Source organism: Rathayibacter sp. AY2B5 (genome assembly GCF_002931645.1).
Lineage (GTDB): Bacteria > Actinomycetota > Actinomycetes > Actinomycetales > Microbacteriaceae > Rathayibacter.
This window is the reverse complement of the sequence record NZ_PSUE01000027.1, coordinates 1-24,556: the sequence shown is the minus strand read 5'-3', so window position 1 is coordinate 24,556 and position 24,556 is coordinate 1. Positions and strand designations below refer to the sequence as shown.

The window sequence follows — 24,556 nt, the reverse complement described above, 5'->3', positions numbered from 1 at the left end:
GCCTATGCTGTCCGGGTGACCTGGAGCAGCGACGCCGAGACCACGCGGATCCCCTCCGCGACCGAGACGTCCGGCGGAACCGGACCCCAGCCGACCCGGGAGTACGTCTGGCCCGAACCAGTGACGGGCCGGCAGCCGACCGTCGAGCCCGTCGCCCCGGCCGTCGCGGCATCAGCCCCCAGCGCCCTCGGGCCGGTCGAGGCCGAGCCCGAGCCGGTCCGGCGCTCCGGCAACCGCCTCGCGGGCCTCGCGCTCGCCCTCCTGACGACCGCGGTCTTCGCCGTCCTGTACCTCGTCGCCCTGACGGCGATCCGCCTGCTGGTCGACCGCGTCGGCGGCGACCCGGTCGCCCTCGCGCTCGACGCTGCGCCGACCGCGCTCTTCCTCGCCCCGGTGGCCGCGTTCCTCGTCGGCCTGGCGCTGATCGTGCTGGTCGTGAACCGCGCGGGCTGGTGGGCCTACGTCCTCGCCGGCTTCCTCGTCGCCCTCCTCACGGCCGCGGCCGCGCTGGTCGGCGGCTGGAGCGCCGTCGGACCGCTCGCCCTGCCGATCGACCGCTCCCTCGCGCTCGACTACGTCCGCGATCCCGCCGTACTCGCGGCGGTCCTCGCCGCCGGCGTCCTCGGCCGGGAGGCGAGCGTCTGGGGCGGCGCCGCGATCGCGGGCCGTGCCCGGGGCGTCAAGCGCCGCAACGCCGAGCGCGAAGCGGCCGCGCAGTCGTGACTCCGGAGGGGCAGGGGCAGGGCCGCGGAGCCGGCCTGGGCTACGGCCTCGCGCTGGCCGGCTTCGCCGCGTTCCTCTACCTCGCCCTGGTCGTCTGCGCGTTCGGGGTCCTCAGCCTCCTGCTGGACCAGGACGTCGTGCCCGAGCGCGACGCCGGTCCGCTGCTGGGGCCGGTGTCGGTGGCGGTCTGCGTCGTCGCCGTGCTGGTCGCGATGGTGACCCTCGCCGCCCGTCCCGCCGTCCACCGCGTCCTCGGCCCGTCGCTGCTGACCGGGGTCGTCGTCTACCTGCTCTTCCTCCTCACCGGCGGAGCGCTCTACGGGCTCGGCCGCCAGGAGCCGGGGGAGATCCTCGGCTGGATCCTCGACCACGCCCCCACTGTCTTCGCGATCGCGACCGGCGTGCTCGCGGCGGCCGTCCAGCTCGTGTTCCTCCTGCTCCTGGCCCGTCGCGACGCCGGCGGCCGCAGCCCCCACTGGGGCTGGGAGGGCGACGAGCGGGAGTGAGGGCGGAGTCCCGGCGCGTCTCGTCGCGGCGCTGCGGCATCTCCCAGGGCGAACGCCGCTCGGTTGACCGGCCCCGTCACTCCCCGTAATATTCTTCGGGTGTGCGCTTTGCCGTGCGCTCGTGTCGTGCCTCCGGGCCGATGCGGTCGCCGCACTTCGCTCCACCGGGTCCGCGAGGATCCGCGGGTTCGTCCGATCGGGCGGCCCCCACGGCATACCCCTCACCCTCCCGGTCCCGCTCGCGGGGCCGCGGGGTGCGTCGGGTCCAGATGAACTCGGCCGTTCCCGGAGACGGGAGGGCCGAATGTCGACCATCGATCCGCTGTCACCGTGCAGCATTCAAGGAGCAAAACCAGTGCCAACGATTCAGCAGTTGGTCCGCAAGGGACGCACGCCGAAGGTCACCAAGACCAAGGCGCCCGCCCTGAAGGCCAACCCCCAGCAGCGCGGCGTCTGCACGCGCGTCTACACGACCACGCCCAAGAAGCCGAACTCGGCCCTCCGCAAGGTGGCCCGCGTGAAGCTCTCCAACGGCACCGAGGTCACCGCCTACATCCCCGGCGAGGGCCACAACCTGCAGGAGCACTCGATGGTGCTCGTGCGCGGCGGTCGCGTCAAGGACCTCCCCGGTGTCCGCTACAAGATCGTTCGCGGCGCCCTGGACACCCAGGCCGTCAAGAACCGCAAGCAGGCTCGCAGCCGGTACGGCGCGAAGATGGAGAAGAAGTAATGCCTCGTAAGGGCCCCGCTCCCAAGCGCCCCGTCGTCGCAGACCCCGTCTACGGCGCTCCCATCGTCAGCCAGCTCGTCAACAAGATCCTCCTGGACGGCAAGAAGGGCCTCGCCGAGCGCATCGTCTACGGTGCCCTCGAGGGCGTCGCCGGCAAGAACGGTCAGGACGCGGTCGTCACCCTCAAGAAGGCGCTCGACAACGTCCGCCCGACCCTCGAGGTCCGCAGCCGCCGCGTCGGCGGCTCGACCTACCAGGTCCCGGTCGAGGTCAAGCCCCACCGCGCCAACACCCTCGCGCTCCGCTGGCTCACCAGCTACGCGAAGGCCCGTCGCGAGAAGACGATGACCGAGCGTCTCATGAACGAGATCCTCGACGCGTCGAACGGTCTGGGCGCCGCTGTCAAGCGTCGCGAGGACACCCACAAGATGGCCGAGTCGAACAAGGCCTTCGCGCACTACCGCTGGTAGCGCACCCCGCGGCCGCCCCCGGGCGACCGCGACCACCGGGCCCGCGGCGTCACCGCTGCGGGCCCGGTCCCGGCGGCGGATCGCCCGATCCCCGCGACCGGGCGACCGCCACCACCAGAATCCCAGCCATTCGGCCATGAACCCGGTGCGCTGGCTCCATCACCTATCGGAGGAACTCCGTGGCACAAGATGTGCTCACCGACCTGAACAAGGTCCGCAACATCGGCATCATGGCCCACATCGATGCCGGCAAGACCACCACCACCGAGCGCATCCTGTTCTACACGGGTATCACGCACAAGATCGGCGAGGTCCACGACGGCGCCGCGACGATGGACTGGATGGCGCAGGAGCAGGAGCGCGGCATCACGATCACGTCCGCCGCGACGACCTGCTTCTGGAACAAGAACCAGATCAACATCATCGACACCCCCGGTCACGTCGACTTCACGGTCGAGGTCGAGCGCTCGCTCCGCGTCCTCGACGGCGCCGTCGCCGTCTTCGACGGCAAGGAGGGCGTCGAGCCCCAGTCCGAGACCGTCTGGCGTCAGGCCGACAAGTACGACGTCCCGCGCATCTGCTTCGTCAACAAGATGGACAAGCTCGGCGCCGACTTCTACTACACGGTCGACACGATCATCAAGCGCCTCGGCGCGAAGCCGCTGGTCATCCAGCTGCCCATCGGCGCGGAGTCCTCCTTCGAGGGCGTCGTCGACCTGGTCGAGATGCGCGCGCTCACGTGGCGCGGCGACTCGAAGGGCGACGTCGCGCTCGGCGCGAAGTACGAGATCGAGGAGATCCCGGCCGACCTCGCCGACAAGGCGGCGGAGTACCGCGAGAAGCTCCTCGAGACCGTCGCGGAGACCTCCGACGAGCTGCTCGAGAAGTACTTCGGCGGCGAGGAGCTCACCGTCGCGGAGATCAAGGCCGCCATCCGCAAGATGACCGTCAACTCCGAGATCTACCCGGTGCTCTGCGGCTCGGCGTTCAAGAACCGCGGCGTCCAGCCGATGCTCGACGCTGTCGTGGACTACCTCCCCTCCCCGCTCGACGTCCCCGCCATCGAGGCGCACGACGTCCGCGACGAGGAGAAGGTCATCATGCGCCACGCGGACTCGACCGAGCCCTTCTCGGCGCTCGCGTTCAAGGTCGCCGTGCACCCGTTCTTCGGCCGCCTGACCTACGTCCGCGTCTACTCGGGCAAGCTCGACTCCGGCGCCCAGGTCATCAACTCGACCAAGGGCAAGAAGGAGCGCATCGGCAAGATCTTCCAGATGCACTCCAACAAGGAGAACCCGGTCGACTCGGTCACCGCCGGCCACATCTACGCCGTCATCGGCCTCAAGGACACCACCACCGGTGACACCCTGAGCGACCCGGCCGCGCAGGTCGTGCTCGAGTCGATGACCTTCCCGGAGCCCGTCATCGAGGTCGCCATCGAGCCCAAGACGAAGGCGGACCAGGAGAAGCTCGGCACCGCGATCCAGAAGCTCGCGGAGGAGGACCCCACCTTCCGCACCGAGCAGAACCAGGAGACCGGTCAGACGGTCATCAAGGGAATGGGCGAGCTGCACCTCGACATCCTGGTCGACCGCATGAAGCGCGAGTTCAACGTCGAGGCCAACGTGGGCAAGCCCCAGGTCGCGTACCGCGAGACGATCCGCCGCACGGTCGAGAAGTACGACTACACCCACAAGAAGCAGACGGGTGGCTCCGGCCAGTTCGCGAAGGTCCAGATCACCATCGAGCCGATGGAGGTCGAGGCCGACAAGACCTACGAGTTCGTCAACGGCGTCACCGGTGGCCGCGTCCCGCGCGAGTACATCCCCTCCGTCGACGCGGGCATCCGCGACGCCATGCAGGTCGGCGTGCTCGCCGGCTACCCCATGGTCGGCGTGAAGGCGACCCTGGTCGACGGAGCGGCGCACGACGTCGACTCCTCCGAGATGGCGTTCAAGATCGCCGGCTCGATCGCGTTCAAGGAGGCCTCGCGCAAGGCGCAGCCGGTCCTCCTCGAGCCGCTCATGGCCGTCGAGGTCCGTACTCCCGAGGAGTACATGGGCGACGTCATCGGCGACATCAACTCGCGTCGCGGGATGATCCAGTCGATGGAGGACGCCACCGGCATCAAGGTCATCCGGGCCAACGTCCCGCTGTCCGAGATGTTCGGCTACATCGGAGATCTGCGCTCGAAGACCTCGGGCCGCGCCGTCTACTCGATGACGTTCGAGACCTACGCCGAGGTCCCCAAGGCCGTGGCCGAGGAGATCGTCCAGAAGAACAAGGGCGAGTAGCTCCGCCCCTGGGCCGTCGCCGTTCCCCGGAACGGCGGCGGCCTGGTAGTGTCGTGCGGGTTTGCTGCCGAGTGCAGCGCGCCCCCTGTCGCAGCGGGACGGCCGCACGACCACTGCCGGTAACATACGTACACAAAACCCCCGCAAGTCCTCCTGTCCTCGTGCCGCCCCGTGCGGCCGCCCGGATGCGGATGCTTGCACCTAAGTCCTGAGGAGGACCCACAGTGGCTAAGGCCAAGTTCGAGCGGACCAAGCCGCACGTCAACATCGGAACCATCGGTCACGTCGACCACGGAAAGACCACGCTCACCGCGGCGATCTCGAAGGTTCTGGCGGACAAGTTCCCGTCCGCGACCAACGTCCAGCGTGACTTCGCGTCGATCGACTCCGCTCCCGAGGAGCGCCAGCGCGGCATCACGATCAACATCTCGCACGTCGAGTACGAGACGCCGAAGCGCCACTACGCGCACGTCGACGCCCCGGGTCACGCCGACTACATCAAGAACATGATCACCGGCGCGGCCCAGATGGACGGCGCGATCCTCGTGGTCGCCGCCACCGACGGCCCGATGGCTCAGACCCGTGAGCACGTCCTCCTCGCCAAGCAGGTCGGCGTCCCCTACCTCCTCGTCGCGCTGAACAAGGCCGACATGGTGGACGACGAGGAGATCCTGGAGCTCGTCGAGCTCGAGGTCCGCGAGCTCCTCTCGTCGCAGGGCTTCCCCGGCGACGACGCCCCCGTCGTGCGCGTCTCCGGCCTCAAGGCTCTCGAGGGCGACGACACCTGGACCCAGTCGATCCTCGACCTGATGGACGCGGTCGACGAGTCCATCCCGGACCCGGTGCGCGACAAGGACAAGCCGTTCCTCATGCCGATCGAGGACGTCTTCACGATCACCGGTCGTGGAACCGTCGTCACCGGCCGTGCGGAGCGTGGAACCCTCGCTCTGAACTCCGAGGTCGAGATCGTCGGCATCCGCCCGACGCAGAAGACCACGGTCACCGGAATCGAGATGTTCCACAAGCAGCTCGACGAGGCCTGGGCCGGCGAGAACTGCGGTCTGCTCCTCCGCGGCACCAAGCGCGAGGACGTCGAGCGCGGCCAGGTCGTCGTCAAGCCGGGTTCGGTCACGCCGCACACGGACTTCGAGGGCACTGCGTACATCCTGTCCAAGGATGAGGGTGGGCGTCACAACCCGTTCTACGCGAACTACCGTCCGCAGTTCTACTTCCGCACCACCGACGTCACCGGCGTCATCACGCTGCCCGAGGGCACCGAGATGGTCATGCCCGGCGACACCACCGACATGACGGTCGCGCTGATCCAGCCGATCGCCATGGAGGAGGGCCTCGGCTTCGCCATCCGTGAGGGTGGACGCACCGTGGGTGCCGGTACGGTCACCAAGATCATCAAGTAGGTCCGTCCTACCGATCTCTCGAGAGGGGTCGTCCGCTTCGGCGGGCGGCCCCTCTCGTCGTTCCCGGGGACGCCCGGCTAGCGTGGCGGCATGCCCTTCGTGAAGAGCGACCCCCGTGCCCTCCCGCAGTTCTTCGAGTGGGAGGCGGCCGGCCTGGACTGGCTGCGCGAGGCGGACGGCGGTGCGCGCTGTGTCGGGGTGGAGAGGGTGTCGCCCGGGCGCATCGAGCTGGAGGAGATCCGCTCCGTGCGTCCCTCGGCCGAGTCGGCTCGGGCTCTCGGCGCCGCGCTCGCCCGGACGCACGACGCCGGAGCCGCGGCGTTCGGAGCGCCGCCCCCGGGATGGACCGGCCCCGCGTACATCGGCCGCCGCGGGATGCCGTGCCGCCCGGACGACTCGTGGGGGCGCTTCTACGCGGAGCAGCGGGTGCGGCCGTTCCTCGGCCCCGCCGTGGAGGCGGGCAACCTCACGGCAGCCGAGTCGCGGCTCGTCGAGCAGGCTCTGGGCCGGGTGGCGGCCGGAGCCTTCGACGACGGTGCGGGGCCCGCCCGGATCCACGGGGACCTCTGGACCGGCAACGTGCTCTGGACGGCGGACGGCGCCGTCCTGATCGACCCCGCCGCTCACGGGGGACACCGCGAAACCGATCTGGCGATGCTGGCCCTCTTCGGTGCTCCGCACCTCGACGCCGTCCTCAAGGGCTACCGCGAGCAGCATCCGCTGGGGGCCGGCTACGAGGAGCGGGTGCCGCTCCACCAGCTGCACCCGCTCGCCGTCCACGCCGCCGGTCACGGTCCCTCCTACGGCCGCGCCCTGGCAGACGCGGCGGAGCAGGTGATCGCACTGGCCGGCTGACCGGCGCGCCCGCACCGTTCCCCCAGCCGGGAGCGCCACACTGAGGCACGCGCCGCCCTGTGCGCGTTTACAAGGAGGCATCATCGTGGATCTCGGGAAGCTCGGACGCCAGGCCGGCGAACTGCTCAACAGCCGGAAGGCCCAGGACGCGCTGCGGAGCGAGAAGGCCGAGCAGGTCTCCGACCAGACCCTCGAGAAGGCGGGCGAGATCGCCAGCCGCCTCACCAACGGCAAGTACGACGACCGCATCGAGGACCTGAAGCGCCAGGCCGACAAGCGGATCGGCAACGAGTAGCGGCTGCCGTCCGACTGCTCCTCCCCGCCGTCAAGCGGGTGCGGGCCTCGGATCCGCCGTCCTATCGTCGGATCGATGGCTGACACTCGCGCGCAACGACTCCGCAGGACCGATTCGAGCGGGCGCGGCTACACCCGGGTGCGCGCGGGCTCCGGCTTCAGCTACCGCGACCCGAAGGGCGCAACCGTCGCCGACAAGGAGCTGCGCGCGCGGTTCGACCATCTCGGCATCCCGCCGGCCTGGACGGACGTCTGGATCGCCCCGTATCCCAACGGGCACATCCAGGCCACCGGCGTCGACTCCGCCGGCCGCCGCCAGTACATCTACCATCCGACCTGGCGCGAGCAGAAGGACCGGATCAAGTTCGACCGGGCGCTGCGGCTCGCGGAGGCCCTGCCCGGGGCGCGCCGGGCCGTGACCATCGCCCTCCGCTCGGACGGACCCAGCCGCGAGCGCGCGCTGGCCACCGCCTTCCGGATGCTCGACACCGGATCGCTCCGCGTCGGCAGCGAGAGGTACGCGAAGGAGCACGGCAGCATCGGCCTCTCGACGCTCCTGTGCGCGCACGCCACGACCCACGGGGACCGGGTCGCCCTCGCCTTCCCCGGGAAGAGCCATCAGGCGTGGACGAGCGAGATCCTCGACCACGACCTCTCGCGCGTCGTCCGTGCTCTCAAGCGTCGCGGGCCGAACGCCCGCCTGCTCGCCTGGAAGGACGGGCGGGAGTGGCGGCCGATCTCGGCGCCCGAGATCAACGACTACGTGCGCGAGCGCGCCGGCGACGACTTCACGGCGAAGGACTTCCGCACTCTGCACGGCACGGTCGCGGCCGCGCTGAGCCTGGCGAAGTCGGGCCCGCAGGCCACGCAGCGCGCTCGGAACTCCGCGATCGCCCAGGCGATGCGCGACGCCTCGGACGTGCTCGGGAACACGCCGACGGTCGCCCGCGCCAGCTACGTCGACCCGCGGCTGCTCGACCACTTCCGCGGCGGCGAGACCATCGACGCGTCGCGCCCCGCGTCGGCCGAGACCGCCGTCCGGGCGCTGCTCTTCGAGTAGCGGGGGAGGCGCTCCGACCCGCGCTGCTGCTCGGAGCGACCGGCTCCCCAGGGCCGTCACGACGTGCTCGCGGAGGAGCCCTCCGGCGCGACACGCCCGGGTTGCAGGGGTGGGGCATCTGTGGGAGACTCTTCTAGTTCAAAATTTCCTCTCGGGCGGCGTGCTGCTCGGAGGGGGACACTGCCAGGCAGTGCCGAGACGGCATCGCGGAGGCTCGACCCGAGAGGGCGGCCGCGCGGGTGCGACGTCGAGGCGGCGGGTAGCAGAACGACAACAACCGACATCTCAACGGGTTCTCCGTGCGTCGTGCGTTCTGCACGCCGATCGGAGCGCTCCGAGGGTGCGGTGCTTTTGACAGAAGAACACTGGTTGCACTTTTCCGGGTCACCGGAGTTCCTTCGCGAGCGCGTCCAATGCGAGACGAGTCCGGCTCCGGCCGGGGGAGTCGCGTACGACGCAATAACAAGAGAGTGAGAGATCACACATGGCGGGACAGAAGATCCGCATCCGACTGAAGTCGTACGACCACGAGGTCATCGACACGTCGGCGCGCAAGATCGTCGACACGGTCACCCGTGCCGGTGCAACGGTGGTCGGCCCCGTGCCGCTGCCGACCGAGAAGAACGTGGTCTGCGTGATCCGTTCTCCCCACAAGTACAAGGACAGCCGCGAGCACTTCGAGATGCGCACCCACAAGCGCCTCATCGACATCATCGACCCGACGCCCAAGGCCGTCGACTCGCTCATGCGCCTCGACCTGCCGGCCGACGTCAACATCGAGATCAAGCTCTAAGGAGGAGTGCCACCATGTCTGTCACTGTTTCCCCCACGCTGAAGACCAGCAAGGGCCTCCTCGGCACCAAGCTCGGAATGACCCAGGTCTGGGACGAGAACAACAAGCTCGTGCCGGTCACCGTCATCGAGATCAGCCCCAACGTCGTGACCCAGGTCCGCACGGAGGAGAAGGACGGCTACACCGCCGTCCAGCTCGCCGCCGGTGCGATCGACCCGCGCAAGGTGAACAAGCCCGCCGCCGGTCACTTCGACGCCGCGGGCGTCACCCCCCGCCGCCACCTCACCGAGGTCCGCACCTCCGACGCCGCCGACTACTCGGCCGGCCAGGAGCTGACCGTGGACGCCGTCTTCGAGGCCGGCACCAAGGTCGACGTCGTCGGCACCAGCAAGGGCAAGGGCTTCGCCGGTGTCATGAAGCGTCACAACTTCAAGGGCGTCTCGGCTTCGCACGGTTCGCACCGCAACCACCGCAAGCCCGGCTCCATCGGCGCCTCCTCGACCCCCAGCCGTGTCTTCAAGGGCATGCGCATGGCCGGTCGCATGGGTGGCGAGCGCGTCACCGTGCTCAACCTCAAGGTGCACTCCGTCGACGCCGAGAAGGGCCTGCTGCTCGTCAAGGGCGCCGTCCCCGGTGCCCGCGGTCGCCTCGTGTTCGTTCGCAACGCCGTGAAGGGAGCGTAGTTCCATGGCTACCTCTGTCGACATCATCGACGTCAAGGGCCAGAAGGCGGGCTCGGTCGAGCTCCCCGCCGCGCTCTTCGACGTCCAGACCAACATCCCCCTCATCCACCAGGTCGTCGTGGCCCAGCTCGCCGCGGCGCGCCAGGGAACCCACAAGACGAAGAACCGCGGTGAGGTCTCCGGAGCCGGTCGCAAGCCGTTCAAGCAGAAGGGAACCGGTCGCGCTCGTCAGGGCTCGATCCGCGCCCCGCACATGACCGGTGGTGGCGTGGTCCACGGACCGACCCCCCGCAGCTACGCGCAGCGCACCCCCAAGAAGATGATCGCCGCGGCTCTGCTCGGCGCTCTCTCGGACCGCGCCCGCGGTGCCCGCATCCACGTGGTCGAGTCCCTCGCCCTCGGCGACACCCCCCGGACCAAGGACGTCCTCGTCCTGCTCGACGCCCTCTCGGTGTCGCGCAACGTCCTCGTGGTGCTCGAGCGCGACGACTACATCGCCGAGCTCTCGCTCCGCAACGTGCCGTTCGTGCACATCCTGCCGGCCGACCAGCTCAACGCGTACGACGTGCTCGTCTCCGACGACATCGTGTTCTCGAAGGGCGCGCTCGACGCGTTCATCGCGGCCAAGTCGGGCGTCGAGTCCAACAAGGAAGAGGTGAACGCATGAGCCAGTCCGCCGCGTTCAACAAGGACCCCCGCGACGTCATCATCTCCCCGGTGGTCTCGGAGAAGTCCTACGGCCTGATCGACGAGGGCAAGTACACCTTCGTGGTCGACCCGCGTTCGAACAAGACCGAGATCAAGCTCGCCATCGAGAAGATCTTCGGCGTCGAGGTCGCGTCGATCAACACGCTGAACCGCCAGGGCAAGACCCGCCGCACGAAGTTCGGCACCGGCAAGCGCAAGGACACCAAGCGCGCGATCGTCACGCTGAAGTCCGGCTCCATCGACATCTTCACGAGCGTCGGCTGAGCCGAAGAAGCGTAGAGGAAACAGACAATGGCTATTCGTAAGTACAAGCCCACGACCCCCGGTCGCCGCGGCTCCAGCGTTGCCGACTTCGCCGAGATCACCCGCTCGACGCCCGAGAAGTCGCTCCTGCGCCCGCTGTCCAAGACCGGTGGCCGCAACAACTCCGGCCGCATCACGACGCGTCACATCGGTGGTGGCCACAAGCGCCAGTACCGTCTGATCGACTTCCGTCGCAACGACAAGGACGGCGTCAACGCCAAGGTCGCTCACATCGAGTACGACCCCAACCGCACGGCGCGCATCGCGCTGCTCCACTTCGTGGACGGCACCAAGCGCTACATCCTGGCCCCGAACAAGCTCTCGCAGGGCGACGTCGTGGAGTCGGGCGCCGGCGCCGACATCAAGCCCGGCAACAACCTGCCGCTGCGCAACATCCCGACCGGTACGGTCATCCACGCCATCGAGATCAAGCCGGGAGGCGGCGCCAAGCTCGCCCGCTCGGCCGGCACCTCGGTCCGCCTCGTCGCCAAGGACGGCCCCTACGCGCAGCTCCGCCTGCCGTCGGGCGAGATCCGCAACGTCGACGCGCGCTGCCGCGCCACGATCGGCGAGGTCGGCAACGCCGAGCAGTCGAACATCAACTGGGGCAAGGCCGGCCGCATGCGCTGGAAGGGCGTCCGCCCGACCGTCCGCGGTGTCGCGATGAACCCGGTCGACCACCCGCACGGTGGTGGAGAGGGCAAGACCTCCGGTGGACGCCACCCGGTCAGCCCGTGGGGTCAGTCCGAGGGACGCACCCGTCGCCCCAACAAGGAGAGCGACAAGCTCATCGTTCGCCGCCGCACCGCCGGTAAGAAGCGCAAGTAGGAGTTGTAGAAGATGCCTCGCAGTCTCAAGAAGGGCCCCTTCGTTGACGACCACCTGCTCCGCAAGGTGTTCACGGCCAACGAAGCCGGCAACAAGAACGTCATCAAGACCTGGTCGCGCCGTTCGATGATCATCCCGGCGATGCTGGGTCACACCATCGCGGTCCACGACGGTCGCAAGCACATCCCCGTGTTCGTGACCGAGACCATGGTCGGCCACAAGCTCGGCGAGTTCGCCCCCACTCGGACCTTCCGCGGTCACGAGAAGGACGACAAGAAGGGCCGTCGCCGCTGACGCGGCGACGAGAAGGAGGAGAGAAATGGTGGAGTCGATCGCACGCGTGCGACACATCCGCGTCACCCCCCAGAAGGCTCGCCGTGTCGTGAACCTGATCCGCGGGAAGCAGGCTCAGGAGGCACTGGCCATCCTGAAGTTCGCGCCGCAGGGTGCGTCCGAGCCCGTCTACAAGCTCGTCGCCTCGGCGATGGCCAACGCTCGCGTCAAGGCCGATGCCTCGAACGAGTACCTCGACGACCAGGACCTGATCGTGTCCCGCGCCTTCGTCGATGAGGGAACCACCCTCAAGCGATTCCAGCCCCGTGCTCAGGGTCGTGCCTTCCGCATCAACAAGCGCACCAGCCACATCACCGTCGTGCTGGCCACTCCTGAGGAGGGGACCAAGTAATGGGTCAGAAAGTAAACCCCTACGGTTTCCGTCTGGGAATCACCACCGACCACGTGTCGCGCTGGTTCTCCGACAGCACCAAGAAGGGCCAGCGGTACAGCGACTACCTCGCCGAGGACGTCAAGATCCGCCGACTCCTCGCCACGCAGCTCGACCGTGCGGGCGTCGCCCGCATCGAGATCGAGCGCACCCGTGACCGCGTCCGCGTCGACATCCACACCGCCCGCCCGGGCATCGTGATCGGCCGCCGCGGCGCCGAGGCCGAGCGCATCCGCGCCGACCTCGAGAAGCTCACGGGCAAGCAGATCCAGCTCAACATCCTCGAGGTCAAGAACCCCGAGGCCGAGGCTCAGCTGGTCGCCCAGGGCATCGCCGAGCAGCTCTCCGCCCGCGTGGCCTTCCGCCGCGCGATGCGCAAGGGCCTGCAGGGTGCTCAGCGCGCCGGCGCCAAGGGCGTCCGCATCCAGGTCTCCGGCCGCCTCGGCGGCGCCGAGATGAGCCGCTCGGAGTTCTACCGCGAGGGACGCGTGCCGCTGCACACCCTCCGCGCGAACATCGACTACGGCTTCTACGAGGCGAAGACCACCTTCGGCCGCATCGGCGTGAAGGTCTGGATCTACAAGGGCGACATCACCAACAAGGAGCTCGCCCGCGAGCAGGCGAACAGCAAGTCGTCGCGCCCCGAGCGCAGCGACCGTCCGCGCCGTGCACCCCGCCAGCAGAGCGAGGCGCCCGTCGCAGCAGGAGTTGAGGCATAACCATGTTGATTCCGCGTCGAGTCAAGCACCGCAAGCAGCACCACCCGGGCCGGTCCGGCCAGGCCACCGGTGGCACCAAGGTGTCGTTCGGTGAGTTCGGCATCCAGGCCCTCACCCCCGCCTACGTGACCAACCGTCAGATCGAGTCCGCTCGTATCGCGATGACGCGTCACATCAAGCGTGGCGGAAAGGTGTGGATCAACATCTACCCCGACCGTCCGCTCACCAAGAAGCCCGCCGAGACCCGCATGGGTTCCGGTAAGGGCTCGCCGGAGTGGTGGGTCGCGAACGTCAAGCCGGGTCGCGTCCTCTTCGAGGTCGCCGGCGTCGACGAGCAGCTCGCTCGTGAGGCCATGACCCGTGCCATCCACAAGCTGCCCCTCAAGGCACGCATCATCAAGCGCGAGGAGGGAGACGCGTAATGGCGATCGGATCCAAGGAGCTCGCCCCCGCCGAGCTCGACACCTACGAGGACGAGCGTCTCGTCACCGAGCTGAAGAAGGCCAAGGAGGAGCTGTTCAACCTCCGCTTCCAGTCGGCCACCGGTCAGCTGGACACCAACGGCCGCCTGCGTGCCGTCAAGCGCGACATCGCCCGCATCTACACGGTCATCCGTGAGCGCGAGCTGGGCATCCGCGCCACCCCCGCACCCGTCGAGGCCCCGGCCAAGGCGGAGAAGAAGCCCAAGACCAAGAAGGCCGCCAAGGCCGAGGTCGAGGCGACCGAGTCGAACGAGGAGGCCAAGTAATGGCAACCGTCAATGACAGCGCCGGCCACGAGTCGGCCGCCCACGACGTGAAGGAGGCGGGCGCTCGCGGATACCGCAAGACCCGTCGCGGCTACGTCACCAGCGACAAGATGGACAAGACCATCGTCGTCGAGGTCGAGGACCGGGTGAAGCACCCGCTGTACGGCAAGGTCATCCGCCGTACGTCCAAGGTCAAGGTCCACGACGAGCTGAACTCCGCCGGCATCGGCGACTCCGTCGTCATCAGCGAGACCCGTCCCCTCAGCGCCACCAAGCGCTGGCGCCTGGTCGAGATCCTCGAGAAGGCCAAGTAGGCCGCGGCCTACTTGAGTTAGCAGGAGAGACACATGCTTCAGCAAGAATCCCGAGTCAAGGTCGCCGACAACACCGGCGCCAAGATGCTCCTCACCATCCGCGTCCTCGGAGGCTCCGGCCGTCGCTACGCGGGCCTCGGTGACATCATCGTCGCCACCGTCAAGGACGCGATCCCCGGTGGCAACGTGAAGAAGGGCGACGTGGTCAAGGCCGTCATCGTCCGCACCATCAAGCAGACCCGTCGCGCCGACGGCTCGTACATCAAGTTCGACGAGAACGCCGCCGTCATCCTCAAGAACGACGGGGACCCCCGTGGCACCCGCATCTTCGGACCGGTCGGTCGCGAGCTCCGCGACAAGAAGTTCATGAAGATCGTCTCGCTGGCACCGGAGGTTATCTAGTCATGGCCAAGATCAAGAAGGGTGACCTCGTCCAGGTCATCTCGGGCGCTACCCAGGCCCGCGGTGGAGACCGCGGCAAGCAGGGCAAGGTCCTCGAGGTGCTGGTCGAGCGCAACCGCGTCGTCGTCGAGGGCGTGAACTTCGTCAAGAAGCACGTCCGCGTCGGCCAGACGCAGCGCGGCTCGAAGGAGGGCGGCATCGAGACCGTCGAGGCCTCGATCCACATCTCCAACGTCGCGCTCGTCGACCCGAAGACCAAGAAGCCGACCCGGGTCGGCCACCGCAACGTGGCCGTCACCAAGGACGGCGTGACCAAGACCGTTCGCGTGCGCTACGCGAAGGCGTCGGGTGAGGAACTGTAATGACTGACACCACCGCAGTGGCTGCGAAGGTTCAGCCGCGGCTCAAGGCCAAGTACCAGGCCGACATCATCCCCGCTCTCAAGGAGCAGTTCGGCTTCGGCAACGTCCACCAGGTCCCCGGCCTGGTCAAGGTCGTCGTCAACACCGGTGTCGGTGAGGCCGCCCGCGACGGCAAGATCATCGACGGCGCGGTCAAGGACCTCACCGCCATCACCGGTCAGAAGCCGCAGGTCACCAAGGCCCGCAAGTCCATCGCGCAGTTCAAGCTGCGCGAGGGTCAGGCCATCGGCGCTCACGTCACCCTCCGGGGCGACCGCGCCTGGGAGTTCCTGGACCGCCTGCTCTCGGTGGCGCTGCCCCGCATCCGCGACTTCCGCGGGCTGTCGGACCGCCAGTTCGACGGCAACGGCAACTACACCTTCGGCATCACGGAGCAGTCGATCTTCCACGAGATCGACCAGGACCGCATCGACCGCGTCCGCGGCTTCGACGTGACCGTCGTGACCACCGCCAAGACCGACGACGAGGGTCGCGCGCTGCTCAAGCAGCTCGGCTTCCCGTTCAAGTCGTCGGACAACGCGTAAGCAGCAAGCCTCGAGGCCGGGGGACGGTGAGAACCGCCCTCCGGCCTCGTCGTGCGTCCGCCGCCGGACCGGTCCGTCCGGAGCCGGCGGCGGGCGCCACGCGGGATCCCCGGATCCCGTGCACGATCAGCCCTCGACCGCAGGACCTCCGCCATGTAGCATGGCTCGTTGGCCTGCGTTCGCGCGGCCGCATGGGCGTCGACGTCGTCGGCGCCGTCCCACACCACAGGTCGTCACTCTTGTAAAGGGTGCCGAAACCAGGCGAGAAAGGCACCATCAGCCATGACCATGACTGATCCGGTCGCAGATCTGCTGACCAGAATCCGTAACGCGAACTCCGCGCACCACGACTCCATCACCCTCCCGGGCTCGAAGCTCAAGGCGAACATCGCCGAGATCCTCAAGACCGAGGGCTACATCGCCGACTGGAAGGTCGAGGAGGCGCGCGTCGGCACGACGCTCTCCATCTCCCTCAAGTACGGCCCGAACCGCGAGCGCTCGATCGCCGGCATCAAGCGGGTCTCGAAGCCCGGACTCCGCGTGTACGCGAAGTCGGCCGAGATCCCCACCGTGCTCGGCGGCCTCGGCGTCGCCATCCTGTCCACCTCGAGCGGTCTCCTGACCGACCGCCAGGCCGAGAAGAAGGGCGTGGGTGGGGAAGTCCTCGCCTACGTGTGGTAACCCCTCATGTCGCGTATTGGAAGACTCCCCATCGAGATCCCGGCGGGCGTCGACGTCTCCGTCGCCGGATCCGCTGTAACCGTCAAGGGCCCCAAGGGCGAGCTGACCGTCTCGGTCGCCAGCCCCATCCAGGTGTCCGTCGAGAACGGCCAGGTGCTGGTCTCGCGTCCCGATGACGAGCGCGCGTCGCGCTCGCTCCACGGCCTCACCCGCACGCTCATCGCGAACGACATCATCGGTGTCACGCAGGGCTACTCCAAGGGCCTCGAGGTCGTCGGAACCGGTTACCGCGTGCTGGCGAAGGGCTCGGACATCGAGTTCGCGCTCGGCTTCTCGCACCCGGTCGTCGTCACCCCGCCCGCGGGCATCTCGTTCACGGTCGAGGGCAACAACAAGCTCACCGTGCACGGCATCTCGAAGCAGGCCGTCGGTGAGGTGGCCGCCAACATTCGTAAGATCCGCAAGCCCGAGCCCTACAAGGGCAAGGGCGTGCGCTACGCCGGCGAGGTCGTTCGCCGCAAGGCCGGAAAGAGCGGTAAGTGATCATGGGACTCGGAACCAGAGGAAAGAGCAAGTCCGCTGCGCGCGGTCGTCGTCACGACCGTCTGCGCAAGAAGGTCGTCGGATCCGCCGAGCGCCCCCGCCTCGTCGTCAACCGCTCGGCCCGCCACGTCTTCGTGCAGGTCGTCGACGACGCTCAGGGCCGCACCCTCGCGTCGGCGTCGACCCTCGAGGCCGACCTGCGCGTGTTCGACGGCGACAAGACCGCCAAGGCCCGCAAGGTCGGCGAGCTCGTCGCCGAGCGCGCCAAGAACGCCGGTGTCGAGGCGGTCGTCTTCGACCGCGGAGGCAACAAGTACGCCGGTCGCGTCGCCGCGATCGCCGATGGAGCACGAGAGGCAGGGCTCAACCTGTGAGCGCCGCAGAGAACAAGGAACCCGAGGTCGCCGCTGTGTCGGAGGCCCCCGTCGAGACCGCTGCGTCCACGCAGCCGCAGCAGGAGGCTCGTGAGCCCCGCCGCGGCGGCCGCGACCGCAACCAGGGTGGCCGCGACCGCGGTGGCCGTGACGCCGAGAAGAGCCAGTTCCTCGAGCGCGTCGTGACCATCAACCGCGTGTCGAAGGTCGTCAAGGGCGGCCGTCGCTTCAGCTTCACCGCGCTCGTGGTCGTCGGAGACGGCAACGGACTGGTGGGCGTCGGCTACGGCAAGGCCCGCGAGGTCCCGACCGCCATCTCCAAGGGCGTCGAGGAGGCGAAGAAGAACTTCTTCCGCGTCCCCCGCGTCGCCTCGACCATCCCGCACCCTGTCCAGGGTGAGGCCGCCGCCGGTGTGGTGCTCCTGCGCCCCGCCGCCGCGGGTACCGGTGTCATCGCCGGCGGTCCCGTCCGCGCCGTCCTCGAGTGCGCCGGCATCCACGACGTCCTGAGCAAGTCGCTCGGCTCGTCGAACACCATCAACATCGTCCACGCGACCGTCGAGGCTCTGAAGCAGCTCGAGGAGCCGCGCGCCGTCGCCGCTCGTCGTGGTCTCGACTTCGACCAGGTCGCGCCGGCACGTCTCGTCCGTGCCGAGGCCGACGCCCTCGCCGCCGCGTCCAACGCGAAGGCAGGTGCCTGATGGCCCAGCTCAAGGTGACCCAGATCAAGTCGAAGGTCAGCGAGAAGCAGTACCAGCGCGACACGCTGCGCTCGCTCGGCCTCAGGAAGATCGGTCAGAGCGTCGTCCGCGAGGACAACGCCCAGAACCGCGGATACGTGAAGACCGTCGCCCACCTGGTGAAGGTCGAGGAGATTGACTAATGGCTGAGACGAAGAAGGCCGCCGCCGCGGAGTCCACGACTCCCGCGCAGGCGACCACCACGAAGGGCGCGGCGGCGCCGGCGACCAAGGAGCACGTGCTCAAGGTCCACCACCTCCGCCCCGCTGCCGGAGCCAAGAAGGCCAAGACCCGCGTGGGTCGCGGTGAGGGCTCCAAGGGAAAGACCGCCGGTCGCGGCACCAAGGGCACCAAGGCCCGCTACCAGGTGCGCGTCGGCTTCGAGGGTGGGCAGATGCCGCTGCACATGCGCACCCCGAAGCTCCGCGGCTTCAAGAACCCGTTCCGGGTCGAGTACCAGGTCGTGAACCTGTCCGCTCTCGCGGAGCTCTACCCCCAGGGCGGCGACGTCACCATCGGCGACCTGGTCGCCAAGGGTGCTGTCCGCAAGAACGAGAAGGTCAAAGTCCTCGGGGACGGCGACATTGCGGTTAAGCTGAACGTCGCGGTCGACAAGGTCTCCAGCTCTGCCGAGCAGAAGATCGTCGCTGCGGGCGGATCCATCAAGTAGCACCAGCAGCTTGTCGGTCGAGCTTGCCACGCCGACTCCCTCCGGGAGCGCGTGGCAAGCTCGACCTGTATCCCGCACCACAGAATTGAGCAGGAGACCTTAGGTAGTGTTTGGCGCCGTTGCGCGGATCTTCCGCACCCCCGACCTCCGCCGCAAGATCGGCTTCACCCTCGCGATCGTGGCGATCTTCCGGCTGGGATCCTTCATCCCTGCTCCGTTCGTCGACTTCAGCGCCGTGCAGGCCTGTCTCGCCGGCAACCAGGGCACCTCGGGTCTCTACGAGCTCGTGAACCTCTTCAGCGGTGGAGCACTGCTCCAGCTGTCGATCTTCGCGCTCGGGATCATGCCGTACATCACGGCGTCGATCATCGTGCAGCTGCTGCGCGTGGTCATCCCTCACTTCGAGACCCTGTACAAGGAGGGGCAGTCCGGTCAGGGCAAGCTCACCCAGTACACGCGGTACCTCACCATCGCGCTCGGCGTCCTCCAGTCGACGACGCTGATCACCGTCGCCCGCTCGGGCGCCCTCTTCGGCAACTCCGGCGTCCCGGAGTGCTCGGCGCTCATCATCACCGACGAGTGGTACTCCATCCTCCTCATGGTCATCACCATGACCGCGGGCACCGGGATCATCATGTGGATGGGCGAGCTCATCACCGAGCGCGGCATCGGCAACGGCATGTCGCTGCTGATCTTCACCTCGATCGCCGCCCAGTTCCCCACCTCCCTGTGGTCGATCGCGCAGTCGCGCGGCTTCGAGACCTTCCTCCTCGTCCTCGGCGTGGGCCTCGTGCTCGTGGTCGCCGTGGTCTTCGTGGAGCAGTCGCAGCGGCGGATCCCCGTGCAGTACGCCAAGCGGATGGTCGGCCGCCGCACCTACGGCGGCAACAACACCTACATCCCGATCAAGGTCAACATGGCCGGCGTCGTGCCCGTCATCTTCGCCTCGTCGCTGCTGTACCTGCCCGCGCTCATCGCGCAGTTCAACCAGCCCGCCGCTGGCCAGGAGGCCCCGGTCTGGGTCACCTGGATCACGAACTACCTCACCAAGGGCGATCACCCGCTCTACATGGCGCTGTACTTCCTCCTGATCGTGGGCTTCACCTACTTCTACGTCGCGATCACCTTCAACCCGGACGAGGTCGCCGACAACATGAAGCGCTACGGCGGCTTCATCCCCGGCATCCGCGCCGGCCGCCCGACCGCCGAGTACCTCAACTACGTGCTCACCCGGGTGACGCTGCCCGGATCGGTCTACCTCGGCCTCATCGCGCTCGTGCCCCTCGTGGCCCTCGCGCTGGTCGGTGCGAACCAGAACTTCCCCTTCGGCGGCACGTCCATCCTGATCATCGTCGGAGTCGGCCTGGAGACGGTGAAGCAGATCGACTCCCAGCTGCAGCAGCGCCACTACGAAGGACTCCTCCGATGACGTCGCACCCGATCGGCTTCCGTCTCCTGCTGATCGGCCCTCCCGGCGCAGGCAAGGGGACCCAGGCCGCTCGGCTGAGCGACATCCTCCGGGTGCCCGCCATCTCGACCGGGGACATCTTCCGCGCGAACGTCGCCAACGAGACCGAGCTCGGTCTCCAGGCGAAGGCCTACCTCGACAACGGGCGCTACGTGCCGGACGAGCTGACCAACGCGATCGTGCACGACCGCCTCCAGGAGGCGGACGCGTCGACCGGGTTCCTGCTCGACGGCTACCCGCGCACCACGGAGCAGGTCGACGAGCTCGACCGCATCCTCGCCGCGGACGACAACCGGCTCGACGCGGTCGTCCAGCTGACGGCCGATCCCGACGAGGTCGTCGGCCGCCTGCTCAAGCGCTCGCTCGAGCAGGGGCGCAGCGACGACACCGAGGACGTCATCCGGCGCCGACTCGCGCTCTACGAGGAGCAGACCGCTCCGCTCATCGACGTCTACGCGGCCCGCGGGCTCGTGGTCGTGGTCGACGGCCTCGGGCCGGTCGACGAGGTGACCGAGCGGATCGTCGTCGCCCTCGAGGGCCACCGCGTGGGCCGCCTCGACACCCCGGCCGCCTGAGCCGTGGCGTTCCGCTCCTCGCTCTACAAGACGCCCGCGCAGCTGCGGTCGATGCTCGCTCCGGGCCTCGCCACGGCCGCCTCGCTCGACGCGGTCCGCGCGGCGGTCCGCCCGGGCGTCACCACGCTCGAGCTCGACGCGATCGCCGAGGCGGCGATCGTCGCGCTCGGCGGCCACTCGAACTTCCAGCTCGTCCCGGGCTACCGGCACACGATCTGCGCCTCGGTCAACGACGAGGTGGTCCACGGCATCCCCGGCGGGCGCGTGCTCGAGCCGGGCGACCTGGTCTCCATCGACAGCGGCGCCGAGATCGACGGCTGGAACGGCGACTCCGCGATGACGGTGGTCCTGCCCGATCCCTCCCGCCCGGAGGAGGTCGCGGCACGCGCCGAGCTCTCGCGGGTGACCGAGGGATCCCTGTGGCGGGGGATCGCCGCCCTCGCCTCCGCCCGCCATCTCAACGAGGTCGGCGCGGCGATCGAGGAGTACATCGAGGACGAGGCCGAGCGCTCGGGCCGCGTCTACGGCATCCTCACCGACTACATCGGCCACGGCATCGGGCGCACCATGCACGAGGCTCCGCCGGTCTTCAACTACCGGGTGCGCCAGCGCGGCCCCGAGGTGAAGCCGGGACTCGTCGTCGCGATCGAGCCGATGGTCACCGCGGGCAGCGCCGAGACCTTCGTCCGCGAGGACGAGTGGACGGTCGCGACCGAGGACAGCAGCATGGCCGCCCACTGGGAGCACTCCGTCGCCGTGCACCACGACGGCATCTGGGTCACCACGCTCGCCGACGGCGGCGCGGCCGGCCTCGCCCCCTACGGGATCGTGCCGACGCCCTTCGCGTAAAGGCCCCCAGCTCAGAGCTCCTCCGATCCGATGCGGAGGGAGGGTGCTGTCGTCCTCTCGCGACTGGCTCGGGTCTGGCGGGCGCCCGCAGGGCGCGGGATGGCGCGAGAGGGCGACAGCACCCTCTCGATCCCTGTCTGAGCGGACAGTCAGCTGTCGATCACCCGCACCAGCTCCTCGATGAAGCCGCCGAAGTCCGTGGAGCGCCGGATGAGTCGCTGCACCTCCGCCCGGTCGGCGAACACCTCGACGAACTGGTCGAACACCGACTGGAAGGTGCTGCGGCCGGCCGAGGCGAACGCGATCATAGCGATCACGTTCACCCGCTGCTCGCCCCACTCCATCGCCGTGTCGTTCACGACGATCGCGATGGAGGTGCGGCGGGCGCTCATCGCCATCGCGTGCGGGACCGCGAGGTTGTCGGTGAACGCCGTGGAGCTCATCCGCTCGCGCTCGATGGCGCCGTCGACGTAGTCCTCGTCGATGATGCCGCCGGCGATCATCCGCTCGCCCAGCATCCGGATCATCGCCGCCTCGTCGCGCGCGTGCACGTTGCGGAAGAACAGCTCCTCGTCGAAGAACTGCAGCAGCTCGTCCTTGATCTGCGCGCGGCGGCGGTGCCGGCGGACGCGGGCGATGGCCCGGCGCACCGTCTCGACGTCGTGGTCGGTGAGGAACGGCTGCACCACCACGACGTCGTCGGACGCGGGGCGCTCGTCGATCGTGGTGATCACGAGGTCGGCGGTGAGCCGGTCCCAGTCGACGTCGCTCCGCGTGATCAGCGAGCGCACCTCCACCTCGGTGCCGAGGGAGCGCTCGACGCGCAGGCGCAGCATGTGAGCGAGGTCGTAGTAGTTGGGGCAGACGATCACGCAGGACAGACGCTCCTCCCGCCGGGACACCCGCTCGAGGAAGGAGCCGACGTGGAGGGCGATGTAGGCGATCTCGTCCTCGTTGACCACGACGCCCCGCCGGCGCTGCAGCCCGCTCGCCAGGAACACCGCGATCTCGTAGGTCATCGGGTAGCTGGTCTTGATCGAGCGGGTGAGCGGGTTGCGGGAGTAGCCGCCCTCGGCGGCCCGGGCGATCAGGTTGCGCACGTGCAGGGCGAGGCGGACGATGAAGCCCTCGTCGTCGAGGTCGACCAGGTACTCGCGGTTGACGTCGGCGACGAGCTCGCGGACGACGGCGAGGTCCTCCGGGTCGAGGTAGTTCTCGACCACGGCGGCGACCGGCTCGTTCTGCCCGGGCGTCGCCACCCGCGTCGTCATCAGGATCGCGAGCTGGGCGAGCTCGGCGTCGGTCAGGCGCGTCGCGAAGTGCCGTTCCACCAGCTCCGCCAGCAGGGCCGCGAGCTCGCCGTGGATCGCGGGGGAGGGGCGGGAGCCGGAGGGGTCCCCGATGCCCCGGGCGACGCGGTCGACGGCGATCGCGATGTGGAGGAGGACGCTGTTCACGCCGTAGTCGTTGATGTAGTAGCCGCGGGTCTCGAGCTCGGCCAGCAGCTCGGTCTTGAAGGCGCCGAGGCCGGGGGAGGCGAACTCGCGCTGGACGTCGTCGAGCGTGAAGACGCCCTGCGCGCTCTCGTCGCGGAACATCCGCGAGATCAGGCGGCGGCGGGCCTCCTCGCTGCCCTCGAGGCGCACCGACGGGCCGCGCCGGACCAGCCCGAGGCCGGCCTCGTCGGCGAGGGCCTTCACCCGGCGCAGATCGGCGTCGACGGTCGACTCGCTCACCGACAGCGCGTCGGCGAGGGCGAAGACGTCCAGGCCCTCGTCGGAGTCGACCAGGCGGCGGACGATGCTGTACAGCCGGTCGCGCGGGGTGTCGGGCTCGACGTCGCGGCTGCGCTGCGCCTCCAGGTAGGCCGCGTACGCCTCGCGCGCGAGCCGGTAGCCGTTCGCGGAGGACTCGACCGGCTCCAGCGGGGCGGCCTGCGCCTTCACCGCGGTGACGTAGCTCCGGACGCTGCGGGTGGTGACTCCGAGCCTGTCGGCGAGCTCGTGCGCCGTCACCCAGCCGTCGGCGCGGGAGAGGTACTCCAGCAGTCGTTCGCGGTTGTCAGGCATCAGGCTCCAGGCGTGCGGTCGGGGCGGGCGCCGGGAGCGCCACGACCCTGCCGCGGGCCCGCAGGACGCGGGCGGCGAGTCGTACGTCCCGTCAGTCAATCACCCCGGCGACGCGCCCGGGAGCCCCCGCGCCGCGGGTGGAAGGGGCCGTCTTCCGCCCCCGCGGAAGATTGTCTGCTGGAGGGTGCCGCCCCTCCGAGGGGATGCTTGGATGAATCACGACCCGGACGCGAGGAGGCGAACGAGGTGCGGAAGATCCTGATCGTCTGCGGTGCAGGCGCGTCGAGCACGTTCCTGGCCCACCGGCTGCGAGCGGGCGCGAAGGAGCGCGGCATGGATGCCGTGTTCCGCTCCGAGACCCTCACCGGTCTCGACCACTCCCTCCCCGAGGCCGACGTCCTCCTCGTGGGGCCGCACCTCGAGTCGCAGTTCGACGGACTCCGCCACCGTGCGGAGCTCGTGGGAGCCGCGGCCGCCCTCCTCCCGCCCGATGTCTTCGGAGCGCACGGTGCCGATGCCGTGCTCGAGACCCTGCCCGTCCTCTTCGCCGCTCGCGCGGTCGTCGCAGGCGCGGACGGGGACTCCTCCACCCGCCCGGTCCGTCCGGGCGAGCCCGACTCCGGGCACCACTGATGCAGTCGCGACTGCAGGATCAAGGAGAAACGTTCATGGTCGAGCGCACCGTGCAGGTTGCATCGTCGAAGGGCCTCCACGCCCGCCCCGCCTCGCTCTTCAGCCAGGCCGCGGCGAAGTCGGGTCAGAAGGTCCTCGTCGCCAAGGGCGACGCGACCCCGGTCAACGCCGCGTCGATCCTCGGGATCATCTCGCTCGGCATCGAGCACGGCGACGAGCTCACCGTCAGCGTCGAGGGCGACAACGAGCAGGCCGTGCTCGAGGAGCTCGCGACCTTCCTCACCACCGACCACGACGCGTGACGCCTAGCGTCACGCGAGGCGGCCGGCCCCGGCGCCCACGGCGCCGGTAGCCGCGGCAGCCCCTGGAGCGTGACGGCGACCCTCACCGGGTCGCATCAGGCGCCTGCGGGACCCGGCCCCGCCCTCTCCCGGCC

Annotated in this window: 35 protein-coding genes; 34 read left to right on the top strand and 1 reads right to left on the bottom strand. The window is 69.0% G+C overall.

Features of this window, described 5'->3' with window-relative positions; all coding sequences use genetic code 11:
• The first annotated feature begins 15 nt into the window (after positions 1-15).
• The 32 genes from C5C30_RS14635 to map all read left to right on the top strand — a co-directional run bounded on the left by C5C30_RS14635 (position 16) and on the right by map (position 21,418).
• Positions 16-723, top strand: a complete 708-nt coding sequence (locus C5C30_RS14635; protein ID WP_104247595.1) for a hypothetical protein — start codon at positions 16-18, stop codon at positions 721-723.
• Positions 720-1,229: a DUF6121 family protein gene (locus C5C30_RS14630; protein ID WP_104233922.1), complete on the top strand. Its 510-nt coding sequence runs from the start codon at positions 720-722 to the stop codon at positions 1,227-1,229. The genes C5C30_RS14635 and C5C30_RS14630 overlap by 4 nt, the downstream gene beginning before the upstream one ends.
• A 355-nt stretch (positions 1,230-1,584) precedes the next feature.
• The gene (gene rpsL, locus C5C30_RS14625) at positions 1,585-1,959 is read left to right on the top strand and encodes a 30S ribosomal protein S12 (protein WP_011186743.1); all 375 of its coding nucleotides are present in this window, start codon (positions 1,585-1,587) and stop codon (positions 1,957-1,959) included.
• Positions 1,959-2,429: a 30S ribosomal protein S7 gene (gene rpsG, locus C5C30_RS14620; RefSeq protein WP_068251443.1), complete on the top strand. Its 471-nt coding sequence runs from the start codon at positions 1,959-1,961 to the stop codon at positions 2,427-2,429. Before rpsL ends, rpsG begins: the two co-directional genes overlap by 1 nt.
• Positions 2,430-2,608: 179 nt before the next feature.
• The gene (fusA, locus tag C5C30_RS14615; protein ID WP_104247597.1) at positions 2,609-4,723 is read left to right on the top strand and encodes an elongation factor G; all 2,115 of its coding nucleotides are present in this window, start codon (positions 2,609-2,611) and stop codon (positions 4,721-4,723) included.
• Between the two features lie 224 nt (positions 4,724-4,947).
• Positions 4,948-6,141, top strand: a complete 1,194-nt coding sequence (tuf, locus tag C5C30_RS14610; RefSeq protein ID WP_104224570.1) for an elongation factor Tu — start codon at positions 4,948-4,950, stop codon at positions 6,139-6,141.
• A 90-nt stretch (positions 6,142-6,231) separates the two neighbouring features.
• The gene (locus tag C5C30_RS14605) at positions 6,232-6,996 is read left to right on the top strand and encodes a fructosamine kinase family protein (RefSeq protein WP_104333992.1); all 765 of its coding nucleotides are present in this window, start codon (positions 6,232-6,234) and stop codon (positions 6,994-6,996) included.
• An 85-nt stretch (positions 6,997-7,081) separates the two neighbouring features.
• The gene (locus C5C30_RS14600; protein ID WP_159939075.1) at positions 7,082-7,291 is read left to right on the top strand and encodes an antitoxin; all 210 of its coding nucleotides are present in this window, start codon (positions 7,082-7,084) and stop codon (positions 7,289-7,291) included.
• 75 nt (positions 7,292-7,366) lie between these two features.
• Positions 7,367-8,350, top strand: coding sequence for a DNA topoisomerase IB (locus C5C30_RS14595; RefSeq protein ID WP_104333991.1), 984 nt, complete (start codon positions 7,367-7,369; stop codon positions 8,348-8,350).
• A 484-nt stretch (positions 8,351-8,834) separates the two neighbouring features.
• A complete protein-coding gene (gene rpsJ / locus C5C30_RS14590) occupies positions 8,835-9,143 on the top strand; it encodes a 30S ribosomal protein S10 (RefSeq protein ID WP_005050520.1) in 309 nt (102 codons plus the stop codon).
• Between the two features lie 14 nt (positions 9,144-9,157).
• Positions 9,158-9,826, top strand: a complete 669-nt coding sequence (gene rplC / locus C5C30_RS14585) for a 50S ribosomal protein L3 (protein WP_104224566.1) — start codon at positions 9,158-9,160, stop codon at positions 9,824-9,826.
• Between the two features lie 4 nt (positions 9,827-9,830).
• Entirely contained in the window at positions 9,831-10,493 is a 663-nt protein-coding gene (gene rplD / locus C5C30_RS14580) for a 50S ribosomal protein L4 (protein WP_104224565.1), read from the top strand.
• Complete coding sequence (rplW, locus tag C5C30_RS14575; protein ID WP_068209445.1) at positions 10,490-10,798, top strand: 50S ribosomal protein L23; 309 nt, start codon at positions 10,490-10,492, stop codon at positions 10,796-10,798. The genes rplD and rplW overlap by 4 nt, the downstream gene beginning before the upstream one ends.
• Before the next feature lie 27 nt (positions 10,799-10,825).
• Entirely contained in the window at positions 10,826-11,665 is an 840-nt protein-coding gene (rplB, locus tag C5C30_RS14570; RefSeq protein ID WP_068251462.1) for a 50S ribosomal protein L2, read from the top strand.
• 12 nt (positions 11,666-11,677) lie between these two features.
• On the top strand, positions 11,678-11,959 hold the full coding sequence (gene rpsS / locus C5C30_RS14565; protein WP_055787078.1) for a 30S ribosomal protein S19: 282 nt from the start codon (positions 11,678-11,680) through the stop codon (positions 11,957-11,959).
• A 25-nt stretch (positions 11,960-11,984) separates the two neighbouring features.
• Positions 11,985-12,350, top strand: coding sequence for a 50S ribosomal protein L22 (gene rplV, locus C5C30_RS14560; RefSeq protein ID WP_077221988.1), 366 nt, complete (start codon positions 11,985-11,987; stop codon positions 12,348-12,350).
• Complete coding sequence (gene rpsC / locus C5C30_RS14555; protein ID WP_068209439.1) at positions 12,350-13,108, top strand: 30S ribosomal protein S3; 759 nt, start codon at positions 12,350-12,352, stop codon at positions 13,106-13,108. The genes rplV and rpsC overlap by 1 nt, the downstream gene beginning before the upstream one ends.
• Positions 13,109-13,110: 2 nt before the next feature.
• On the top strand, positions 13,111-13,530 hold the full coding sequence (gene rplP / locus C5C30_RS14550; RefSeq protein ID WP_068209436.1) for a 50S ribosomal protein L16: 420 nt from the start codon (positions 13,111-13,113) through the stop codon (positions 13,528-13,530).
• Positions 13,530-13,856, top strand: a complete 327-nt coding sequence (gene rpmC, locus C5C30_RS14545; protein WP_104224564.1) for a 50S ribosomal protein L29 — start codon at positions 13,530-13,532, stop codon at positions 13,854-13,856. Before rplP ends, rpmC begins: the two co-directional genes overlap by 1 nt.
• A complete protein-coding gene (gene rpsQ / locus C5C30_RS14540) occupies positions 13,856-14,170 on the top strand; it encodes a 30S ribosomal protein S17 (protein ID WP_104224563.1) in 315 nt (104 codons plus the stop codon). The genes rpmC and rpsQ overlap by 1 nt, the downstream gene beginning before the upstream one ends.
• 33 nt (positions 14,171-14,203) lie before the next feature.
• Positions 14,204-14,572: a 50S ribosomal protein L14 gene (rplN, locus tag C5C30_RS14535; protein WP_104224562.1), complete on the top strand. Its 369-nt coding sequence runs from the start codon at positions 14,204-14,206 to the stop codon at positions 14,570-14,572.
• A gap of 2 nt (positions 14,573-14,574) precedes the next feature.
• The gene (gene rplX, locus C5C30_RS14530; protein WP_104224561.1) at positions 14,575-14,934 is read left to right on the top strand and encodes a 50S ribosomal protein L24; all 360 of its coding nucleotides are present in this window, start codon (positions 14,575-14,577) and stop codon (positions 14,932-14,934) included.
• A complete protein-coding gene (gene rplE, locus C5C30_RS14525; RefSeq protein WP_068209425.1) occupies positions 14,934-15,518 on the top strand; it encodes a 50S ribosomal protein L5 in 585 nt (194 codons plus the stop codon). Before rplX ends, rplE begins: the two co-directional genes overlap by 1 nt.
• A gap of 282 nt (positions 15,519-15,800) precedes the next feature.
• A complete protein-coding gene (gene rpsH, locus C5C30_RS14520; protein WP_068209423.1) occupies positions 15,801-16,199 on the top strand; it encodes a 30S ribosomal protein S8 in 399 nt (132 codons plus the stop codon).
• A gap of 6 nt (positions 16,200-16,205) precedes the next feature.
• Positions 16,206-16,742, top strand: coding sequence for a 50S ribosomal protein L6 (gene rplF / locus C5C30_RS14515; protein WP_104333990.1), 537 nt, complete (start codon positions 16,206-16,208; stop codon positions 16,740-16,742).
• Between the two features lie 2 nt (positions 16,743-16,744).
• Positions 16,745-17,116: a 50S ribosomal protein L18 gene (gene rplR, locus C5C30_RS14510; protein WP_056037296.1), complete on the top strand. Its 372-nt coding sequence runs from the start codon at positions 16,745-16,747 to the stop codon at positions 17,114-17,116.
• Positions 17,113-17,817, top strand: a complete 705-nt coding sequence (gene rpsE, locus C5C30_RS14505; RefSeq protein ID WP_104224559.1) for a 30S ribosomal protein S5 — start codon at positions 17,113-17,115, stop codon at positions 17,815-17,817. The genes rplR and rpsE overlap by 4 nt, the downstream gene beginning before the upstream one ends.
• Complete coding sequence (gene rpmD, locus C5C30_RS14500; RefSeq protein WP_181024623.1) at positions 17,817-17,999, top strand: 50S ribosomal protein L30; 183 nt, start codon at positions 17,817-17,819, stop codon at positions 17,997-17,999. The genes rpsE and rpmD overlap by 1 nt, the downstream gene beginning before the upstream one ends.
• Positions 17,999-18,526, top strand: coding sequence for a 50S ribosomal protein L15 (gene rplO / locus C5C30_RS14495; protein WP_104226755.1), 528 nt, complete (start codon positions 17,999-18,001; stop codon positions 18,524-18,526). Before rpmD ends, rplO begins: the two co-directional genes overlap by 1 nt.
• Before the next feature lie 106 nt (positions 18,527-18,632).
• A complete protein-coding gene (gene secY, locus C5C30_RS14490) occupies positions 18,633-19,955 on the top strand; it encodes a preprotein translocase subunit SecY (RefSeq protein ID WP_104224557.1) in 1,323 nt (440 codons plus the stop codon).
• Positions 19,952-20,569 (top strand): adenylate kinase, encoded by a 618-nt coding sequence (locus C5C30_RS14485; RefSeq protein WP_181028829.1) that lies wholly within the window; start codon positions 19,952-19,954, stop codon positions 20,567-20,569. Before secY ends, C5C30_RS14485 begins: the two co-directional genes overlap by 4 nt.
• Positions 20,570-20,572: 3 nt before the next feature.
• On the top strand, positions 20,573-21,418 hold the full coding sequence (gene map, locus C5C30_RS14480) for a type I methionyl aminopeptidase (RefSeq protein WP_104226753.1): 846 nt from the start codon (positions 20,573-20,575) through the stop codon (positions 21,416-21,418).
• 149 nt (positions 21,419-21,567) lie between these two features.
• Here the strand turns inward: map and C5C30_RS14475 are convergent, their stop codons facing one another.
• Entirely contained in the window at positions 21,568-23,487 is a 1,920-nt protein-coding gene (locus C5C30_RS14475) for a BglG family transcription antiterminator (RefSeq protein WP_104260916.1), read from the bottom strand.
• Between the two features lie 207 nt (positions 23,488-23,694).
• Between C5C30_RS14475 and C5C30_RS17790 the strand changes: the two genes are divergently transcribed.
• Complete coding sequence (locus C5C30_RS17790; protein ID WP_181065531.1) at positions 23,695-24,120, top strand: PTS sugar transporter subunit IIB; 426 nt, start codon at positions 23,695-23,697, stop codon at positions 24,118-24,120.
• Between the two features lie 35 nt (positions 24,121-24,155).
• The gene (locus C5C30_RS14465; RefSeq protein WP_104224553.1) at positions 24,156-24,422 is read left to right on the top strand and encodes an HPr family phosphocarrier protein; all 267 of its coding nucleotides are present in this window, start codon (positions 24,156-24,158) and stop codon (positions 24,420-24,422) included.
• Positions 24,423-24,556 lie beyond the last annotated feature (134 nt).

What these genes read in the sequence shown, in the direction of transcription:
- rpsG (WP_068251443.1), top strand. Translation starts at nt 1,959, where the DNA reads ATGCCTCGTAAGGGCCCCGCTCCCAAGCGCCCCGTCGTCGCAGACCCC.
- C5C30_RS14605 (WP_104333992.1), top strand. Translation starts at nt 6,232, where the DNA reads ATGCCCTTCGTGAAGAGCGACCCCCGTGCCCTCCCGCAGTTCTTCGAG.
- C5C30_RS14595 (WP_104333991.1), top strand. Translation starts at nt 7,367, where the DNA reads ATGGCTGACACTCGCGCGCAACGACTCCGCAGGACCGATTCGAGCGGG.
- rpsJ (WP_005050520.1), top strand. Translation starts at nt 8,835, where the DNA reads ATGGCGGGACAGAAGATCCGCATCCGACTGAAGTCGTACGACCACGAG.
- rplC (WP_104224566.1), top strand. Translation starts at nt 9,158, where the DNA reads ATGTCTGTCACTGTTTCCCCCACGCTGAAGACCAGCAAGGGCCTCCTC.
- rplD (WP_104224565.1), top strand. Translation starts at nt 9,831, where the DNA reads ATGGCTACCTCTGTCGACATCATCGACGTCAAGGGCCAGAAGGCGGGC.
- rplW (WP_068209445.1), top strand. Translation starts at nt 10,490, where the DNA reads ATGAGCCAGTCCGCCGCGTTCAACAAGGACCCCCGCGACGTCATCATC.
- rplB (WP_068251462.1), top strand. Translation starts at nt 10,826, where the DNA reads ATGGCTATTCGTAAGTACAAGCCCACGACCCCCGGTCGCCGCGGCTCC.
- rpsS (WP_055787078.1), top strand. Translation starts at nt 11,678, where the DNA reads ATGCCTCGCAGTCTCAAGAAGGGCCCCTTCGTTGACGACCACCTGCTC.
- rplV (WP_077221988.1), top strand. Translation starts at nt 11,985, where the DNA reads ATGGTGGAGTCGATCGCACGCGTGCGACACATCCGCGTCACCCCCCAG.
- rpsC (WP_068209439.1), top strand. Translation starts at nt 12,350, where the DNA reads ATGGGTCAGAAAGTAAACCCCTACGGTTTCCGTCTGGGAATCACCACC.
- rplP (WP_068209436.1), top strand. Translation starts at nt 13,111, where the DNA reads ATGTTGATTCCGCGTCGAGTCAAGCACCGCAAGCAGCACCACCCGGGC.
- rpmC (WP_104224564.1), top strand. Translation starts at nt 13,530, where the DNA reads ATGGCGATCGGATCCAAGGAGCTCGCCCCCGCCGAGCTCGACACCTAC.
- rpsQ (WP_104224563.1), top strand. Translation starts at nt 13,856, where the DNA reads ATGGCAACCGTCAATGACAGCGCCGGCCACGAGTCGGCCGCCCACGAC.
- rplN (WP_104224562.1), top strand. Translation starts at nt 14,204, where the DNA reads ATGCTTCAGCAAGAATCCCGAGTCAAGGTCGCCGACAACACCGGCGCC.
- rplX (WP_104224561.1), top strand. Translation starts at nt 14,575, where the DNA reads ATGGCCAAGATCAAGAAGGGTGACCTCGTCCAGGTCATCTCGGGCGCT.
- rplE (WP_068209425.1), top strand. Translation starts at nt 14,934, where the DNA reads ATGACTGACACCACCGCAGTGGCTGCGAAGGTTCAGCCGCGGCTCAAG.
- rpsH (WP_068209423.1), top strand. Translation starts at nt 15,801, where the DNA reads ATGACCATGACTGATCCGGTCGCAGATCTGCTGACCAGAATCCGTAAC.
- rplF (WP_104333990.1), top strand. Translation starts at nt 16,206, where the DNA reads ATGTCGCGTATTGGAAGACTCCCCATCGAGATCCCGGCGGGCGTCGAC.
- rplR (WP_056037296.1), top strand. Translation starts at nt 16,745, where the DNA reads ATGGGACTCGGAACCAGAGGAAAGAGCAAGTCCGCTGCGCGCGGTCGT.
- rpmD (WP_181024623.1), top strand. Translation starts at nt 17,817, where the DNA reads ATGGCCCAGCTCAAGGTGACCCAGATCAAGTCGAAGGTCAGCGAGAAG.
- rplO (WP_104226755.1), top strand. Translation starts at nt 17,999, where the DNA reads ATGGCTGAGACGAAGAAGGCCGCCGCCGCGGAGTCCACGACTCCCGCG.
- C5C30_RS14485 (WP_181028829.1), top strand. Translation starts at nt 19,952, where the DNA reads ATGACGTCGCACCCGATCGGCTTCCGTCTCCTGCTGATCGGCCCTCCC.
- C5C30_RS14475 (WP_104260916.1), bottom strand. Translation starts at nt 23,487, where the DNA reads ATGCCTGACAACCGCGAACGACTGCTGGAGTACCTCTCCCGCGCCGAC.
- C5C30_RS14465 (WP_104224553.1), top strand. Translation starts at nt 24,156, where the DNA reads ATGGTCGAGCGCACCGTGCAGGTTGCATCGTCGAAGGGCCTCCACGCC.